Source organism: Streptomyces sp. PR69 (assembly GCF_026420845.1).
In the GTDB taxonomy this organism is placed as follows: domain Bacteria; phylum Actinomycetota; class Actinomycetes; order Streptomycetales; family Streptomycetaceae; genus Streptomyces.
Map to the genome: position 1 here is coordinate 110,790 of NZ_JAOWCB010000010.1, position 15,023 is coordinate 125,812.

Below are 15,023 nucleotides of genomic sequence, written 5' to 3' on the forward strand. Positions count from 1 at the left end.
GCCGGGCTCAGTCGATCGTCTTGATCACCCGGGCGGGCACTCCCGCGACCACGGTGCCGGCAGGAACATCACGAGTGACCACCGCACCGGCAGCGACCACCGCACCGGCGCCGATGGTCACCCCCTGCGTGATCACAGCAGCCGTCCCGATCCAGACGTCGTCCTCGATGACGATCGGGGCGAAGGAGAGGAACTCGCGGCGCTCGGCCAGGGGCAGTGGATGGCCTCCGGTGATGAGGCTGACCTTCGGGGCGATCATGACGCCGTTCCCGATGCGGATGCCTCCCTTGTCCATGAAGGTGCATCCCTGGTTGACGAAGACGTTCTCCCCGAACGTCGTGTTCAGCCCGTACTCCGTAAAGAACGGCGGGTAGATCATCACCGACTCCGGCAGCGGGCCACCGAACACAACAGAAAGCAGTTCCGCGCGACCTTCGCTGTCGCTGAACGGAAGCACGTTCAGTTGAGACGTCGCATCGGTCACCTCCACGATCCGCTCCGCATGACGCGTGAACTCAGGCGTCTGGACATACATGACCTGCTCTGTGCGAGTAGACATGCGCTGATCCCACCACCGCGCAGAACACTCGATCAAACAACCCTGCACCACACCAGACACAACCAATGGTTGTGGAAGTACGTTGGAGGCGTGGACGTTGAAGCGCTGCGGACGTTCGTGGCCGTCGCCGAGACCGGCCAGTTCCAGGCTGCGGCCGACGAGTTGGGGATCAGCCAGCAGGCGGTCTCCAAGCGGATCGCGGCCCTGGAGAGGCACATCGAGGTCACACTCCTGGTACGGACCTCCCGAGGCTCCCGGCTGAGCCTGGACGGGCAGGTCTTCCTGCCGCACGCCAAGAAGGTCCTGGCGGCCATCGAGCAGGCCGAGCAGGCCGTGCGCCCCGGAAGCCGTCCCTTGCGCGTCGATGTCCTCAATCGGCGCATCTCCCCGGCCCAGGCCGTCTACCGGTTTTACCGCTCCCACCCCGAGGCGGACCTGGACGCGGTCACGCTGAGCACGGAGAACGCCGCTCAGGCCGCCCAGGCGGTGCTCGAAGGGACCGTCGACGCGTCCTTCCGTGCCCTGCCGGCAGACCAGGTCCCGGCCGGGATCAGCGCCGAACGACTCCTGGACGCACCCCTGGAGCTCCTGGTCGGACCCGGCCACCCGCTGGCTGCCGAGCCCTGGGTCAGTCCTGCGGACCTGGCCGGTCACCGCATCTGGATCCCCGGGATCAGGCCGGCCACGGAGTGGGCGGCGTTCTACCAGGCGCTGTCCGAGGCCTTCGGCCTGAGCATCGACGCGCTCGGCCCCAACTTCGGTGACGAGGCCCTGATGGACGCGCTGGCCGACTCGGCCTCGCTGGCCACCCTCGTCGGCAGCGGGGACCGGTACCTGTGGCCCCAGACCCACGACCTACGGCGCATCCCGTTGTACAACCCGACCCCGGTCTACCCGCACATGCTGCTGTTCCGCCGCGGAGACCGGCACCCCGTGCTGACCGCGCTACGCGACCATCTGCGCACCGCAGGCCCGCGAACCCCGCACGACGTGTGGGCGCCGGACTGGGTAGACCGCTGACCGGACGTGGCGGTGCTCGGCAGACGCGGCACCTGGGAGAGCCGCACCGAGGCGAAGGTCCCGGCACCCGCGGACATCGCCGCTCGGCTGGGCATCGATGTGTGACGCCTGACTGGTGGCCTGCCCAGGCCACTTGCGGTACAGGCCGCGATGCAGAACCACCGCCGCGACGACGAAGGTCATCTCGGTGATCAGAGCGCCAGTTGGCCTGCACGCAGGTCACCGAACGGTATCGATCGGTGTGTATAGTCGAGCGCCAGAAGTCCTCATACGTCAAGGAAAGACGAGGTCGCGCGGTGAAGAAGCTTCTCCTGGTCGCACTGGCCGCCATCGGCGGGCTCCTCGTGTACCGCCAGATCCAGGCGGATCGCGCCGAGCAGGATCTGTGGACGGAGGCGACCGACTCCGTGCCCGCAGGTTCCGGTGTGTGAGACACAACGTCCTTGGATCGAAAGCCCCGGTCGCGAACAGCGGCCGGGGCTTTCTGCTGCCCGATTGTTTGCTGAAGTAAATCATTTGGTTGCTCTGGCGAATTAATGATCAGAGGCTGATCAGAGCTGGGCCAGTGCCCAGAACCCCAGGGCGAAGCAGAGCAGCGCGACGATCACGACGGGAACGGCGATCGCGGGCGGAGGGCCCGGGCGGCGGGTGCGGCGGCTGTGCCGGGGGCCGCGGGTCGTGTACGGGAGGGTGGTGGCGGCGGTCGGAGCCGGTGCCGGTGCCGGAGCCGAGGGTGGTGTCGATGCCGGAGGCGGCGGCGGAGGCGGCGGCTCGGGGGCCGGTTCCGGCGCGGGGGGTACGGGCTGCGGGGGACGGGCCGGCTGGGGCGGGAGCGGCGGCGGTGTGGCGGGCGGCTGCTGCGGCGGTGGCGGACACGGAGGCAGCGTCCCGGTGCGCGTCGGCGCATACGGCTGTGAGCCAGGCCCCTGCGGCCCCTGAGGCGCCGACGGGGGCGTCGGCGGCAGCCCGACGTCCGGCACATGGCGGCCGGGCGCCTGGAGCGGAGAGGGCGTCTGGAGCGCGCCCGCCAGCGGGCCGTCGGGGCCGAACCCCGGCGGCAGCGGACCGATTTGGTCGAAGACCTCCACCGGCTCCTCGTCGTCCCGGCCCTCGGGAAGCAGCTCGACCGCCGTCGCCAGCGCCTTGCGTGCGCCCGTCGCCGTACGGAACCGGTCCTGCGGATCCGGCTGCAGCAGCCCGGCGAGCACCTGCCACAGCGGCTCCGGGACGCCTTCGGGGGGCCCGGGCGTGCCGTGGTCGGTGAAGTGCCGGACCAGCGCCTCGGCGTCCGGTCGCCGCCCGCTCAGCAGATACAGCGCCACCAGGCCCACCGCGAAGAGGTCGGCCGTGAAGTCCGGCTCCGCGCCCAGCATCTGCTCGGGGGCGAAGTAACCGGGCGTCCCCATCACATAGTTGGTCTCGGTGAGCCGCGGCTCGCCCTTGCGCATGGAGATCCCGAAGTCGGACAGCCGCAGATGCGGCCGTCCGGCCCCGGTCGCCTCCAGGAGGATGTTGGCCGGCTTGATGTCGCGGTGCACGACCCCTTCCGCGTGCACGGCGGCCAGACCGGCCAGCAGCTGGTCGAGCAGGGTGCAGACCAGGCGCGGCGGGAGCGGGCCGTAGTCGCCGATCACATGGGCCAGCGACCCCCCGCTCACCAGGTCCATGGTGAACAGGACCTTGTCGTCGTCCGCCGCCCAGCTCGCCGGGGCGAGGACATGCGGATGATCGATGCGCAGGGCCTGCTCGCGCACGAAGCGCAGCAGCGTATGGGCGTCGCTCTGCTGGAGCACCTTGGCCGCCACATAGCGCCGCCGCCGGTGGTCCCAGGCGCGCCAGACCGCGCCCACGCCGCCGCGGCCGATGGGGTCGACCAGTTCGTACCGCCCGGCGAAGACCTCACCCATCGCGCTGCGCCCGCTCCCAGTCCTGTCGTGGAGGCGTGCCGCCCCGGTCAGCTCTGGTGCGCCTCGTAGTGCGCGACCGCCTCCGCGGTGCGCCCGGCGCCGTACACCCGGAGGAACTCTGCCAGCTCCGGGTGGGTCGGGGCGAGAGAGTCCGCGGCATCGATGATGTCGCCGGCCGCCGAGACGGAGCGCAGCAGCGACTGGATCTCACGGACCACCCGGCGCACGGTGGGCGCGCCGGAACTGCTGGTGGACTGGCTGGGGGCGGTCAGGACGGAGCCGCCCTGGGACTTCTTGATCTCCTCCATCCGGTCCGTGGCCTCGACGGCGCTCACACTGCCGTCGGCGACCTGCCCCGCCAGCTCCTGCAGCGCCTGCACGCGCTGCACCACCGCGGGGTTGCCGATCTTCGCCCGCTGCCCGCTCATCAGCTGCGACAGCATCGGGGCCGACAGTCCCAGCACCGCCGCGAGCCGGGCCTGATTGAGCCCGAGATCATCGATCAGCCGCCGGAAGAGCGCCCCCAGCGGCTCCCCGTACCAACTGCGCTGCAGCTCTCTGGCTCTGGCGGTCGTGTCCTGTGCGGCATCCATAGCGTCTCCCCATCGCTTCCCCAAAGCGGCTTCGCTGCTGCGAACCTAGACGAGCATCTTACGGAGCGTGGTCGTGGGGCGGGAGTCCCAATCCCTTTGCAGGATCCCCGGGGGTAACCGGTACTCTGTTCTGCGGCGGCGGCCGGGAGTCTTCCCGCGGCTGCGCCGACCCTTCCGGGGCCTTAGCTCAGTTGGTAGAGCGCTGTCTTTGCATGGCAGATGTCAGGGGTTCGACTCCCCTAGGCTCCACTGTTAAATGCCCTCTGACCTGCGGAAACGCGGTTTCGGAGGGCGTTTTTCGTGGGCTTCGGCGAACCGCCTGCTTGCGTGTAGACGTGGGCGTTTACTCGCTTCATGTCCGATGCCATGATCCGAGTGCCAGCTGAGGCACGAGCCCGTCTCGCGGTCATCGCGGAGTCCCGGGGTACGCCGATCCGCTCGCTGGTGCAGGAGCTCGCGGAGACGAGGCTCACGGATGAGGAACGGCGTGAGCGTGCGGAGCGGACACGCGCCTACCTGGCGGAGCATGTCGGTGTCGAGGTGAGTGACGAGGAGAGCGCGGCGATGGGCCGCAAGTTGCGTGATGCCTTCGCGGGGCAGGAGAGCGCCGCCGCGTGATCCAGCACCCCCTCGTCCTGGACGCGCCCACGCCGCTTGCCCTGTCGGGGAACGCACGTTACCAGCGCTGGCGGGCGTGGTACCCATGCGGCCAAGCCATCTCCGACCAGTGAGGGCGGGAGTCAGGGGTGCTCGACCAGGTGAACGGTCAGTGGCCGGTGGGCTGGAGCATCGCCACGTTCGTCATCGCCGGCGCGGCCACGGTCGTCTGCGGGGTCCGGCTCACCGCCCTCGGGGACACACTGGCAGACCGGACCGGCTGGGGCGAGGCGCTGTTCGGTGCGGTGTTCTTCGGGCTGGCGACGTCCCTGTCGGGGATCGTGATGACCGCCGTGAGCGCGGCGGACGGACATCCCCAGCTGGCCTACGGCAATGCGGTGGGCGGTATCGCCGCACAGACGCTCGCCGTGGCAGTCGCCGACGCGGTCTATCGCGGGGTGAATCTGGAGCACGCGGCGGCGTCGTCACAGAACCTGCTGTTCGGCTGTCTGCTGCTGGCCCTGCTGGGCATCGCGCTCATGGCGTCTTTCGGACCGCAGGCGACGGTCATGGGGGTGCACCCGGCGTCCGCGGTCCTGATCGCCTTCTACCTCGGGGCGCTGCGGCTGATCAGGAGCCGTGAGCGACCGCTGTGGCGTGCCGTTCGCACCGCCGACACGGTGACGGACGTCCCCGACAGCTCCTCCGCGTTCGCCGGGCGGCGTACGGCGGGAATCTGGACCGAGTTCGCCGGTGTGGCGATCGTCGTCGTGGTGGGTGGCTGGGCGGTGGCACAGGCCGCGGAGAGCCTGGTGGCGGGCACCGGCTTGAAGGCGGGGCTGGTCGGCGCGGTGTTCATGGGCGTGGTCAACGCCCTGCCGGAGACGGTGACCGCCATCGCCGCGGTCCGGCGAGGCGCGGTGACTTTGGCGATCGCGGCGGTGGTGGGCGGAAACTGCCTCGACGTGCTGAATCTGGCCATCGGCGATCTGGCCTTTCGCGGTGGTTCGCTGTATCAGGCCGCGGGGCCGGACGAACTGTTCCTGACCAGCGGGGCGCTGGTGATGACCGCCGTACTGCTCGGCGGTCTCCTGGTGCGCCAGCGGCGCGGCTGGGGGCGGCTGGGCTTCGAGGGGGTTCTGCTCATCGCGGTCTACGCGACCATCGTCGCGGCCTTGGCCGTATGACGGCGCCGCACGCGGTGCTCGACGTCTCGTGGGGCAAGCTGAGGCTGACCGGCGCCCTTGGTCAGCGGCGGGCTTTGAACCGGTCCAGCCCCGCGACGCCCAGGGCGGCCAGGCCGGTCTGGAGGGCCAGCTCGATCCAGTCGACGCCCCTGGTGCCGGCTACTTTGAGCCCGGCCGCGACGCCCGTGCCGGCGAACGCGGCGGCGATGCCGACGAGGATCGTCCACAGCACACCGATGCGCTGGCGACCTGGCACGACGAGGCGGCCCAGGACACCGACGACGACACCGATGACGATGCCGGTCACGATGGCGCTGATGATGCCGGAGATCTCCGTGCCAGCCTCTCGTCACCGGGCCTCTGCATGTCAGGTGTTCCCTGAGGCGGACGGAGCACTCCCCTCCGTCGTGTTCGCGCGGGGCACAGGCAGGCGTTCCAGGCTCCCCTCCAACTCGTCGAGGGCTCGTCGTGCTTCGGCGATACGGTCGCGCAGCTCCCGGTCGCGGGAATCCGCCGCTTCTGCGGCCGGCGGATCCGGCTCGTTCCCGGCCAGCTCGTCCCGCTCCAGCTCGCGGGCTTCGTCGAGGGAGGTGATGACGACCCCGATGAGGACGTTGACCAGGACGAAGGAGGCGAGCAGGACGTAGGAGGCGTAGTAGAGGATGCTCCAGCGGGAGATCTCCAGACCGTCGCGGACGATGTCGCCCAGTCCGTCCAGGGTCATCAGGAGGAAGAGCGTGAGGACGGCGCGGCCGAGGGAGCCGTAGTGCTCGGGGTCGTCGTCGGCGAAGAAGACCCAGCCGACCATGGCGTACACATACAGCAGCAGCGCGCCGACCAGCAGGAAGCTCACCGTGCCGGGCAGGCTGCGCGCCACCGCGGCGAGCACGATGCGCAGTTGGGGCAGGAATCGGGCGGCGCGCAGCACGCGGGCGAGACGCAGCAGCCGCAGGACAGTGGCGTTCTCGCGGACGGCGGGCAGGAAGGCGGACAGGACGACGGCGAGGTCGAACAGGTTCCACGGGTCGCGGAAGAAGCCCTTCGGCCGGTCGGCGTGGGCGCCGGCGCGCAGGAGGATTTCGACCGTGAAGGCGGCCAGGAAGCCGTATTCGATCAGTTTCAGCTCATCCTGCCACCGGTGGACGACGCTGGCGTATGTCTCCACACCGAGGACGACTGCGTTGGCGAGGATGAGCCCGAAGACGGCGACGGCGAACCAGCGGGCTTCGGTCACGGCCCGGCAGCGGCGGGCCACTGTCTGCCGGGCGGTTAAGCGTTCGGTCCCGTTGTGCGTCATCGGGTGTGCCCAGCTCCCTTACCGGCATGTCGTACGGCGTCCCGCCGGAAGTGGATCTTAATGAGGGCGCACCTTTGACCGGTGTCTGCCGTGTGAACTCCGGTTGTGGGGCGGCTGTTGAGCATCCACGGTTCCTTGCCCGTCCCCACGGCGGCTGCCTGACGGGGACGGACAAGGGGTGCCTCACGCCACCTGCGGGTGCAGGAGCCTGGCCAGCAGGTCGTCCAGTGTGACCATGCCGGTGAGCCGTCCGCTGTCGTCGCGTACGACGGCGAAAGAGGCGCGGCGGCGGCGCAGCTGCTCGATGGCGTGGCTCACGGTGTCCCGCGCGGTCAGTTCCGGTACCGGGCGGGCGAGTTCCCGTGCGGTGGCGGTGCGGCCGCGCCCGCGCGCGATGAGTGCGTCGCGGGCGTGGACGGAGCCGACGACCAGCGGTCCGTCGCGGACCAGCAGGCGGCTGTGATCGTGCTCGGCTGCGGTCGCGAGGATGGCGTCGAGGCCGGCGTCGGCGGGCACCGCGGTGATCTCGGCGGCCGGGATCTGGAGGTCCCCCACCGGCGTCTGGGGCTCGGTGAGCGAGTTGGTGATCAGCTCGGAGTCGTCCTTGCTGATCAGGCCGAGCCGCTCGGACTCCTCCACCAGGTGGGTGAGCTGTTCGCGGTTGTGGACCGAGGTCAGCTCGTCGCGCGGGGTGACCCGGCACAGCCGTACCAGACTGTTGCTCACCTTGTTGAGCACCCAGATCAGCGGACGCACCGCCGCCACCACGCCCCGGAAAGGCGGTGAGAGCAGCATCGCGGAGCGCTCGGGGTGGGCGATGGCCCAGGACTTGGGCGCCATCTCGCCGACCACCATGTGCAGGAACACCACGACGATCATGGCGACGGCGAAAGCGATGCCGTAGCTGAGGGCGGTGGGCAGGCCGAGTCTGTGCAGCAGCGGGTCGAGTTCGTGTGAGATCGCGGGCTTGGACACCGAGCCCAGGCCAAGCGTGCACACGGTGATGCCGAGCTGGGCGCCGGCCAGCATCAGCGACAGCTCACGCATTCCGGCGAGTGCCGCCTTGGCGCCGCGCGCGCCTTCGGCCGCGGATTTCTCCATGCGGTGCCGTTTGGCGGCGACCAGCGCGAACTCGGCGGCGACGAAGAATCCGCTGCCGATCAGCAGCAGGACGGTGACGAAGAGCGCCATCGGGAAACTCATGCCGACTCCTCCTCACGGGCTTCGTCATGGGTGGCGTCGGGATCGGGCAGCCGCTCCAGGCGGACGCGCTCGGGCACGTGCCGGTCGAGGGTGCGTACGTCGATCACCGCGCCGCCGCCCTCGGGCAGCGGGACGGTGAGCCGGTCCCCGACGGTGGGGAAACGGCCGAGCCGGTCGATGATCAGGCCGGCCACGGTGTCGTAGTCCTCCTCCTCGGGCAGTTCGATGCCGGTGGCCTCGGCCACCTCGTCCAGGCGGCGGCCGGCGTCCACCAGCCAGCCCTGCCCGTCCGCGACCGCGACCTCGATGACGATGTCGGACTCATCCGCGATGTCGCCGACCAGTTCCTCGGCGATGTCCTCGAAGGTGACGATGCCGGACACGCCGCCGTGCTCGTCCAGGACCACGGCGAACTCGTCGCCGGACGAACGCATCTGCTCCACCGCGTCCGGAAGGGGCAGGGTGTCCGGCAGCAGCAGCGGGCGCCGGGCCAGCGCGCCCGCGGTCGTGGCGGTCATGCGGCTGGCGGGCAGCCGCATCAGTTCACGTACGCCGAGGACGCCGTAGACGTCGTCGGGGTGGTCGCCGAGGATGGGGTAGGTGGAGTGGCCGTGCTTGCCGATGAGGTCGATCGCCTCGGCGGCGGTGGCGTCCTTGCGGACGAAGACGGCGTCCACGCGCGGCACCATCACCTCGTCCAGCGTCCGGTCGGAGAACTCCAGCGCGTGGTCCAGCAGCGCGGCGGTGTCCTTGGGCAGCTGGCCCTGCTCGTGGGACTCGCCGATCAGGTGGCCGAGCTCCTCCAGGGTGGCGCCGTGGTGCAGTTCCTCCACGGGCTCGATGCCGACCTTGCGCAGCAGCTTGTTCGCGGCGCCGTCGAAGACGTGCACGACGGGGCCGACGACGTTCAGGTACGCGAGCGTGGAGGCGGCCAGGGACTTCGCCAGCCGCTCCGGCACGGCGATGGCCAGGTTCTTCGGCGCCAGCTCGCCGAGGACCATCTGCACGACGGTCGCCCCGACGAATGCGAGCACCACCGAGATGGCGCTCACCGCGGCGTCGGGCATCCCGAGGCCGGACAGCGCGGGCTTGAGCAGCGCGGACACCGAGGGTTCGGCGATGAAGCCGACGACCAGGCCGGTCACGGTGATGCCGAGCTGGGCTCCCGAAAGCATGAACGACAGCCGCTCCAGCACCTTCAGAGCGCGAGCGGCCTTCTCGTCCCCGGCAGCGGCCTCACGAGCCAGGGCGAGCCGGTCGGCGGAGACATAGGCGAATTCCTGGGCGACGAAGTAGCCCGTGCCGGCGGTCAGGACGAAGACGGCCAGCAGGCCCAGCCAGGCTTCCACGGCACTCATCGGACACCACCCCGCCGCGTGCCGCGCTCAGGAGAATCCTGGCGGGATGGTCGGGGACTGTGCCCCGAGGGGTCCGTCGATCTGGCGGACAAGGTCGGTACTCCTCCCATAGCAGTGGGATCAGGACAACGATTCTGGCCACATCCTGGTTCCCGTGCATCCCGGCCCAGGCGTCCACGGCGGTCCGGGACGACCCCCGGCATGAGCGGCGTCGGGTTTCGCGCTGGCCGCCCGTCGGAAGAGGGCCGGGTCCAGGCCGGCGGTGGTGGCGCCGGCCCCCTCACCGCGGCGACCGGGCAGTGCGCGCGGTGCAGCATAGCCTGGCTCGACGACCCCAACAGCAGGCCGGCGAAGCCACCTCCCCCCCGAGCGCCGACGACCAGAAGCTGCGCGGCACTGCTTGCCCCGGTCAAAGCCTCACGGGCGCCGCCGCGCACCAGGCCGGGCTCGACCGGGACGTCCGAGTGCCTCTTGGCGATGGTCCGCGAGTGTCTCGGCCAGCACACGCTCCTCGACGGCCCCGGCGGGCAGGTCCGGTGTGTCCCCCGCCTGCCCCGGCCGGACGGACCCGGCGTCGTATGCAACGCGGGCCGGGCGGACCCCTGAGCAGCGCGGCGAGCGACGGCTCGCTCCAGCTCACCGCGCGCGACCGTGGTCAAGGAGAACTCAGCTGCGACGAACACCGCGCACGCCAGCGTCAACAGCAGCGCGAGCGGGAGCAGCAGGACCTCAGCCCTGGCGGCGGGGCGCGGGCCAGCTTGGCCGGCGCAAGTGCCCGCTTTCGGCCTTTCCTGCCATGCTTGGCTGGAGCAGGCCCCTCCCCGTCCTCGACCCGCCTTATGCTTCTACGTGCTTGTAGAAGGCCCGTGGCGGAACCGGGCCTCGCACACACCGGGGAGAGGACACGTATGGCTTCGATCGACCTGGACAAGGTGCTCGACAAGGCGTGGGCGGACAAGAGCCTGCCCGAGATCCTCGCCGCTCCGGTGGGAGCGCTCAAGGGTGTCTCCGACCGTGACGGCGAGCTGCTTCAGGAGGCGTTCGGGGTCAAGACCGTCGCCGACCTCGCCGAACTGAAGTACGTCCGCTGGGCGCAGGCGCTCGCCGCGCTCAACGCGGCCAAGTAACCGGCACCACTCACACGAAACACACGCACGCACGTACAAGGGAGTGGACGCCACGATGGTGTTCAAACGACTGCTCGGAGCGCTCGGCGTGGGCGGCCCCACGGTCGACACGGTCCTCGACCCGGGAGCCACTCATCCCGGAGGCACCCTGACCGGCCAGGTACATCTCAAGGGCGGCGAAGCCGACTTCGACATCGAGCACATCACCCTGGAACTGGTCGCCCGGGTCGAGGCCGAGCACGACGGCGGCGAGTCCGAGGGCGTGGTCACCTTTGAGCGGTTCACCGTCGGCGGCGGCTTCCGCCTCGCCGAGGGCGAGCAGCGCAGCATCCCGTTCAGCGTGATGCTTCCCTGGGAGACGCCGGTCACCGAGTTGCACGGGCAGGCCCTCGGCATCATCCTCGGCGTCCGCACTGAGCTGGCGGTGGCCGGCGCGAAGGACAAGGGCGACCTGGATCCGCTGGCCGTGCGGCCGCTCCCGGCGCAGGAGGCGATCCTCGAAGCCCTCGGGCAGCTCGGCTTCGGCTTCAAGTCCGCCGACCTGGAGTACGGCCGCATCGGCGGCACCGGCCAGCAGCTGCCGTTCTACCAGGAGATCGAGCTGGCCCCGGCGCCGCAGTACGCCCACCAGGTCAACGAGATCGAGGTGACCTTCCTGGCCAACCCGGGCGGCATGGAGATCGTCCTGGAGGCCGACAAGCGCGGCGGCTTCTTCTCCGAGGGCCATGACGCGCTCACCCGCTTCACCGTCGGCCACCACGACATGCGCGACTGGAACACCGAGGTCGACGGCTGGATCCGCCAACTGGTCGAGCACCGGGCGTCGTACGGCTCACACGGCTCGTACGGTTCCCACGGCTCGTACGGTTCCCACGCCGCCTACGGACACGACGGCCACCACGGACACGACGATCACCACCACGGCGGCCACCGCTCCGGCCCCGGCATGGGCACCGCCATCGCCGCCGGCGCGGCCGGACTCGCGGTCGGCGTCGTCGGCGGCATGGTCGCGGCCGAAGTCGTCGACGAGGTCGGCGACTTCTTCGAGGGCGACGAGGAAGAAGACGACTGACAGGGCGGGGCGGGCCGAGACGGGCGCTCACGCTGGCCGTGCGACGGAAGCTCCGCGACGATTCGGAAGCCGTCCGCCTTGGCGGGCGGCAACCGGCGTCGCGGAGGCGCGGCTTTTGGGAGTGAGACGCCCTTCATCCGGTCATCACCAGGCAACTGGTTCCAGGGGAGTGCGCCCGTCCTGTCCGTAATAGGCGTGTACCAGTGAGATCCGGGCGACTCGCCGGCCTTCTGTCACCGCGCGCTCCGCGGCCTTTCGCCCGGTGAAGGCCCGCTGCTCTCGTTCGTACACCTCGTAAGGCTCGGTGCTGGGCGGGGGGCCGAAGAGGCGGAACTCGTCTCTGTCCTGGACCAACGTGATGATGAGACGGTCATGAGTCCGGGGATCGCGGTACTCGTACCGTTCGGAGGTGGAGGCGTAACCAGGGAGGAACGGCGCCTGTGAGCCGGTCCACCGGCCGTTGCCGAGCGCCTTTCGCCATGTCTCACCGACCGTCCGCAGGTCGCCGTCGAAGACGACATACCGCTCCAGCCGCCACTGGCAGCTCAGCGGGCCAGGGGCTTCGCCTTCGAAGGCGACATGACGCAGGCAGTGGTCCGCGGCTGCGGCGCCGAGCTGCCGCGGTGCACCCGGCAGGGTGCCGACGGCCTCCTCCAGGCGGCGTTCGGCCGCCTCCTTCGCCTTGCCGCTCGCCGCGTTCACCTCAGCGGTTCGCGACGGGCCCGCCATCGGAGCCGCCACCCACGCGTAGCCGTACCACCCCGCTACGGCCAGGACTGCCAGCACAGTCATCACCCTTGCCGTATCGGCCATCCGGCTCCGCGCCCGCGGGCTTTCCCACCTTGCCATACCGCGACTCTCCCAAGCCCGTGTCACCGAACAGCAACGGATCCGTCCGGAATCCGGCAGATCCTCACTGACACAGATCCTCGAAATCTCGGGAACTCAGCAGCCGAGCCGCTAGTTTCTACGTTGCTGTAGATAAAACCGGGCAGCGGACCGTCATCAGGACGGCCTGGCCCGACCGACTGTTTGGAGTTCTCATGGCCCTGTGGGACCGCATCAAGGAATCCGCCACGCAGATGCAGACCCAGCTGGTGGCGAAGAAGAACGACCTCAAGAGCGGCGCCTTCCGCGACGCGAGCATGGCGATGTGCGCACTGGTCGCGGCGGCCGACGGCACCATCGATCCGTCCGAACGGCGGCGCGTGGCCCAGCTGATCGCCACCAACGAGGTGTTGCAGAACTTCGACGCCATGGACTTGCAGCGCCGCTTCGAGGACAACCTGAACAAGCTGACTGCCGACTTCGACTTCGGCAAGGTCAGCGTCCTGCAGGAGATCGCCAAGGCGAAGAAGAAGCCCGCCGAGGCCCGTGCCGTCATCCAGATCGGCATCGTCATCGGCGGCGCCGACGGCGACTTCGACAAGACCGAGCAGGCCATTGTCCGCGAGGCGTGCTTCACGCTCGACCTGCCGCCGCACGAGTTCGATCTCTGATCGCCCTGCGCCGTCCGCGCCGGGCGGACACCGACGCGTCGGCCCGGCATGCGGCTCGGCCGGCCGTCGAGATCCCGGCGTTGTCCAGCTTTCGGCGGATCCGAACCCCCGGGATGTGCGCCCCCGATCACATCACCGGATGTCGGCGGGGTCGAGATCGGCTCCGACGACGAGGGTCACCACCCCCGCTGTGCCGTCCGCGCCCTGCTCCACCTGTGCGCCGGGGAGCCGGGCGGCCAGCGCCTCGGCCTGTTTGTCCAGGCCCTGCGGATGAGCGACCGCGGTGGCGCGGGTGTTCTCCGGGGCGTTGCCCGTGCCGACGACGGTGAGGCCCGCCTCGCGCAGCTTCTCGGCGACGGCCGCGGCCCGACCTGTGACGCCCGTGCCGTTGAGGACCTGGACGCGCACGGAGGAGGCGTACACCGGGTTCTTCGCGGCCGCCAGCAGCCGGTCCTTGTCGACCTCCTTGTCCTGGGCGAGGGACGTGAACAGGTCGGCGGCCTGCGGGTACTGCCACACGATGTTGGCCTTGTCGGTGGCCACATCCGCCTCGCGCGGGTAGTTGGGGACGGTGAGGAAGGTCAGCCGCTCGCTCGGGATGCCCTGGACCTCGGAGGCGAGGCCGTACAGCGGCTTGACGCCGGCCAGGTCCTCGTCCGTGGTCAGCGACTTGGTGGCGGACTGCAGAAAACCGTACAGCGCGTTGGGGCTGGTCAGCTTGGACTGCGCCTTCCTGGCCAGGGCGTCCATGAATTCCTGCTGGCGGCCGATGCGCCCGATGTCGGAGCCGTCGCCGATGCTGTAGCGGGCGCGGACGTAGCCGAGCGCTTCCTCGTCCTTGACGGTCTGGCAGCCGGCTTCCAGGTCCAGGCGGGCCTTCTCGTCGTGGATGGCCTGCTCGGGGCAGACCTCTATGCCGCCCAGGGCGTTGACCATGCCTTTGAAGCCCTGGAAGTCGACCGACATGAAGTGGTCGATGCGCAGGCCGGTGTTCGCCTCGACGGTCTTGATGGTGCAAGCGGCGGCGCCGGCCACCTCGCCGCCGGCGCCGCCGATGGCGAACGCCTCGTTGATCTTGAAGTGGTGCGGGGCGGACGTGGTGCCGTCGCCCTTGTCGCACGAGGGTATTCGCACCCAGGAGTCACGCGGGAGGGACACCACAGTGGCCCATTCCCTATTCGCCGGGATGTGCAGCACCATCAGCGTGTCCGACTGCATGGTGGTCAGACCCCGGCCGTACTCGGCATTGTCACCGTCCCGGCTGTCGGAGCCGACGACCAGGATGTTCTTCGAGCCCGGACTGAGGTTGACGGGGCGGTCACCGCCGAGTTTGTTGTCGACGTCGGCGGAGCTGATGTTGCCGTTCAGCTCCTGGTACACCCACGCGCCGACCCCCGCGACGCCGAGGATGAGGACCGCGAACGCTCCGGCGGCCCAGGTCAGGATCCGGCCTCGCCTGGTCAGCCGCACCGGCCAGCCGCCGACCGGAGCACTCCGCCGCCTGCCCCTGCCGCCCACCGGCGCTCCCTCCTCTGCGCGGTCCATCCGGCCTTTCAGCCGCTGCTGAGCGTTCGGTGCCTGCGGGCACCGGACGGCGGAACTCT

16 protein-coding genes, 1 tRNA gene and 2 pseudogenes are annotated in these 15,023 nt (G+C 70.0%); 9 read left to right on the forward strand and 10 right to left on the reverse strand.

The window, feature by feature from the left end; all coding sequences use genetic code 11:
- Window positions 1-7 precede the first annotated feature (7 nt).
- Window positions 8-535: a sugar O-acetyltransferase gene (locus tag OF819_RS12715; protein WP_267243663.1), complete on the reverse strand. Its 528-nt coding sequence runs from the start codon at window positions 533-535 to the stop codon at window positions 8-10.
- Window positions 536-649: 114 nt separating this feature from the next.
- Between OF819_RS12715 and OF819_RS12720 the strand changes: the two genes are divergently transcribed.
- From OF819_RS12720 to OF819_RS12730, 3 genes and pseudogenes are all read left to right on the forward strand, one after another.
- Complete coding sequence (locus OF819_RS12720) at window positions 650-1,579, forward strand: LysR family transcriptional regulator (RefSeq protein ID WP_267243578.1); 930 nt, start codon at window positions 650-652, stop codon at window positions 1,577-1,579.
- A gap of 6 nt (window positions 1,580-1,585) precedes the next feature.
- A pseudogene (locus OF819_RS12725) lies at window positions 1,586-1,675 on the forward strand (GntR family transcriptional regulator); the annotation flags it as partial.
- Window positions 1,676-1,875: 200 nt separating this feature from the next.
- Window positions 1,876-2,010, forward strand: a complete 135-nt coding sequence (locus tag OF819_RS12730) for a DLW-39 family protein (RefSeq protein WP_003958712.1) — start codon at window positions 1,876-1,878, stop codon at window positions 2,008-2,010.
- 120 nt (window positions 2,011-2,130) lie between these two features.
- Here OF819_RS12730 and OF819_RS12735 read toward each other — a convergent pair whose 3' ends face one another.
- Both OF819_RS12735 and OF819_RS12740 read right to left on the reverse strand, forming a co-directional pair.
- The gene (locus OF819_RS12735; protein WP_267243579.1) at window positions 2,131-3,486 is read right to left on the reverse strand and encodes a serine/threonine-protein kinase; all 1,356 of its coding nucleotides are present in this window, start codon (window positions 3,484-3,486) and stop codon (window positions 2,131-2,133) included.
- A gap of 47 nt (window positions 3,487-3,533) precedes the next feature.
- Window positions 3,534-4,079: a helix-turn-helix domain-containing protein gene (locus OF819_RS12740; RefSeq protein ID WP_267243580.1), complete on the reverse strand. Its 546-nt coding sequence runs from the start codon at window positions 4,077-4,079 to the stop codon at window positions 3,534-3,536.
- A gap of 176 nt (window positions 4,080-4,255) precedes the next feature.
- Between OF819_RS12740 and OF819_RS12745 the strand changes: the two genes are divergently transcribed.
- From OF819_RS12745 to OF819_RS12755, 3 genes are all read left to right on the forward strand, one after another.
- A tRNA-Ala gene (locus OF819_RS12745) sits at window positions 4,256-4,328 on the forward strand.
- Between the two features lie 105 nt (window positions 4,329-4,433).
- Entirely contained in the window at window positions 4,434-4,697 is a 264-nt protein-coding gene (locus OF819_RS12750) for a hypothetical protein (protein WP_267243581.1), read from the forward strand.
- 128 nt (window positions 4,698-4,825) lie between these two features.
- Window positions 4,826-5,863, forward strand: coding sequence for a sodium:calcium antiporter (locus OF819_RS12755; protein ID WP_267243582.1), 1,038 nt, complete (start codon window positions 4,826-4,828; stop codon window positions 5,861-5,863).
- 61 nt (window positions 5,864-5,924) lie between these two features.
- Here the strand turns inward: OF819_RS12755 and OF819_RS12760 are convergent, their stop codons facing one another.
- The 5 genes and pseudogenes from OF819_RS12760 to OF819_RS12780 all read right to left on the reverse strand — a co-directional run.
- Window positions 5,925-6,170: a GlsB/YeaQ/YmgE family stress response membrane protein gene (locus tag OF819_RS12760; protein WP_267243583.1), complete on the reverse strand. Its 246-nt coding sequence runs from the start codon at window positions 6,168-6,170 to the stop codon at window positions 5,925-5,927.
- Between the two features lie 60 nt (window positions 6,171-6,230).
- Complete coding sequence (locus tag OF819_RS12765) at window positions 6,231-7,160, reverse strand: ion transporter (protein ID WP_267243584.1); 930 nt, start codon at window positions 7,158-7,160, stop codon at window positions 6,231-6,233.
- Between the two features lie 183 nt (window positions 7,161-7,343).
- Window positions 7,344-8,363, reverse strand: coding sequence for a hemolysin family protein (locus OF819_RS12770; protein WP_267243585.1), 1,020 nt, complete (start codon window positions 8,361-8,363; stop codon window positions 7,344-7,346).
- Window positions 8,360-9,721 carry a hemolysin family protein gene (locus tag OF819_RS12775; RefSeq protein WP_267243586.1) on the reverse strand — a complete coding sequence of 454 codons (1,362 nt, stop codon included), beginning with the start codon at window positions 9,719-9,721 and terminating at the stop codon, window positions 8,360-8,362. Before OF819_RS12775 ends, OF819_RS12770 begins: the two co-directional genes overlap by 4 nt.
- Before the next feature lie 278 nt (window positions 9,722-9,999).
- Window positions 10,000-10,240: pseudogene (locus tag OF819_RS12780) on the reverse strand (universal stress protein); the annotation flags it as partial.
- Window positions 10,241-10,629: 389 nt separating this feature from the next.
- On the opposite strand from OF819_RS12780, the gene OF819_RS12785 reads away from it, so the two are divergent.
- Window positions 10,630-10,848, forward strand: coding sequence for a hypothetical protein (locus tag OF819_RS12785; protein WP_267243587.1), 219 nt, complete (start codon window positions 10,630-10,632; stop codon window positions 10,846-10,848).
- A 55-nt stretch (window positions 10,849-10,903) separates the two neighbouring features.
- Window positions 10,904-11,920, forward strand: a complete 1,017-nt coding sequence (locus tag OF819_RS12790) for a sporulation protein (protein ID WP_267243588.1) — start codon at window positions 10,904-10,906, stop codon at window positions 11,918-11,920.
- 144 nt (window positions 11,921-12,064) lie between these two features.
- Here the strand turns inward: OF819_RS12790 and OF819_RS12795 are convergent, their stop codons facing one another.
- Window positions 12,065-12,712 (reverse strand): hypothetical protein, encoded by a 648-nt coding sequence (locus tag OF819_RS12795; RefSeq protein ID WP_267243589.1) that lies wholly within the window; start codon window positions 12,710-12,712, stop codon window positions 12,065-12,067.
- A gap of 251 nt (window positions 12,713-12,963) precedes the next feature.
- On the opposite strand from OF819_RS12795, the gene OF819_RS12800 reads away from it, so the two are divergent.
- Window positions 12,964-13,419 (forward strand): tellurite resistance TerB family protein, encoded by a 456-nt coding sequence (locus OF819_RS12800; RefSeq protein ID WP_267243590.1) that lies wholly within the window; start codon window positions 12,964-12,966, stop codon window positions 13,417-13,419.
- A 132-nt stretch (window positions 13,420-13,551) separates the two neighbouring features.
- Here the strand turns inward: OF819_RS12800 and OF819_RS12805 are convergent, their stop codons facing one another.
- Window positions 13,552-14,964, reverse strand: a complete 1,413-nt coding sequence (locus tag OF819_RS12805; protein ID WP_267243591.1) for an LCP family protein — start codon at window positions 14,962-14,964, stop codon at window positions 13,552-13,554.
- Window positions 14,965-15,023 lie beyond the last annotated feature (59 nt).

Bases quoted from the DNA above. Each gene is read 5' to 3' on its own strand.
- OF819_RS12790 (WP_267243588.1), top strand. From the start codon at position 10,904: ATGGTGTTCAAACGACTGCTCGGAGCGCTCGGCGTGGGCGGCCCCACG.
- OF819_RS12715 (WP_267243663.1), bottom strand. From the start codon at position 535: ATGTATGTCCAGACGCCTGAGTTCACGCGTCATGCGGAGCGGATCGTG.
- OF819_RS12765 (WP_267243584.1), bottom strand. From the start codon at position 7,160: ATGACGCACAACGGGACCGAACGCTTAACCGCCCGGCAGACAGTGGCC.
- OF819_RS12795 (WP_267243589.1), bottom strand. From the start codon at position 12,712: ATGACTGTGCTGGCAGTCCTGGCCGTAGCGGGGTGGTACGGCTACGCG.
- OF819_RS12735 (WP_267243579.1), bottom strand. From the start codon at position 3,486: ATGGGTGAGGTCTTCGCCGGGCGGTACGAACTGGTCGACCCCATCGGC.
- OF819_RS12750 (WP_267243581.1), top strand. From the start codon at position 4,434: ATGTCCGATGCCATGATCCGAGTGCCAGCTGAGGCACGAGCCCGTCTC.
- OF819_RS12740 (WP_267243580.1), bottom strand. From the start codon at position 4,079: ATGGATGCCGCACAGGACACGACCGCCAGAGCCAGAGAGCTGCAGCGC.
- OF819_RS12785 (WP_267243587.1), top strand. From the start codon at position 10,630: ATGGCTTCGATCGACCTGGACAAGGTGCTCGACAAGGCGTGGGCGGAC.
- OF819_RS12775 (WP_267243586.1), bottom strand. From the start codon at position 9,721: ATGAGTGCCGTGGAAGCCTGGCTGGGCCTGCTGGCCGTCTTCGTCCTG.
- OF819_RS12770 (WP_267243585.1), bottom strand. From the start codon at position 8,363: ATGAGTTTCCCGATGGCGCTCTTCGTCACCGTCCTGCTGCTGATCGGC.
- OF819_RS12805 (WP_267243591.1), bottom strand. From the start codon at position 14,964: ATGGACCGCGCAGAGGAGGGAGCGCCGGTGGGCGGCAGGGGCAGGCGG.
- OF819_RS12800 (WP_267243590.1), top strand. From the start codon at position 12,964: ATGGCCCTGTGGGACCGCATCAAGGAATCCGCCACGCAGATGCAGACC.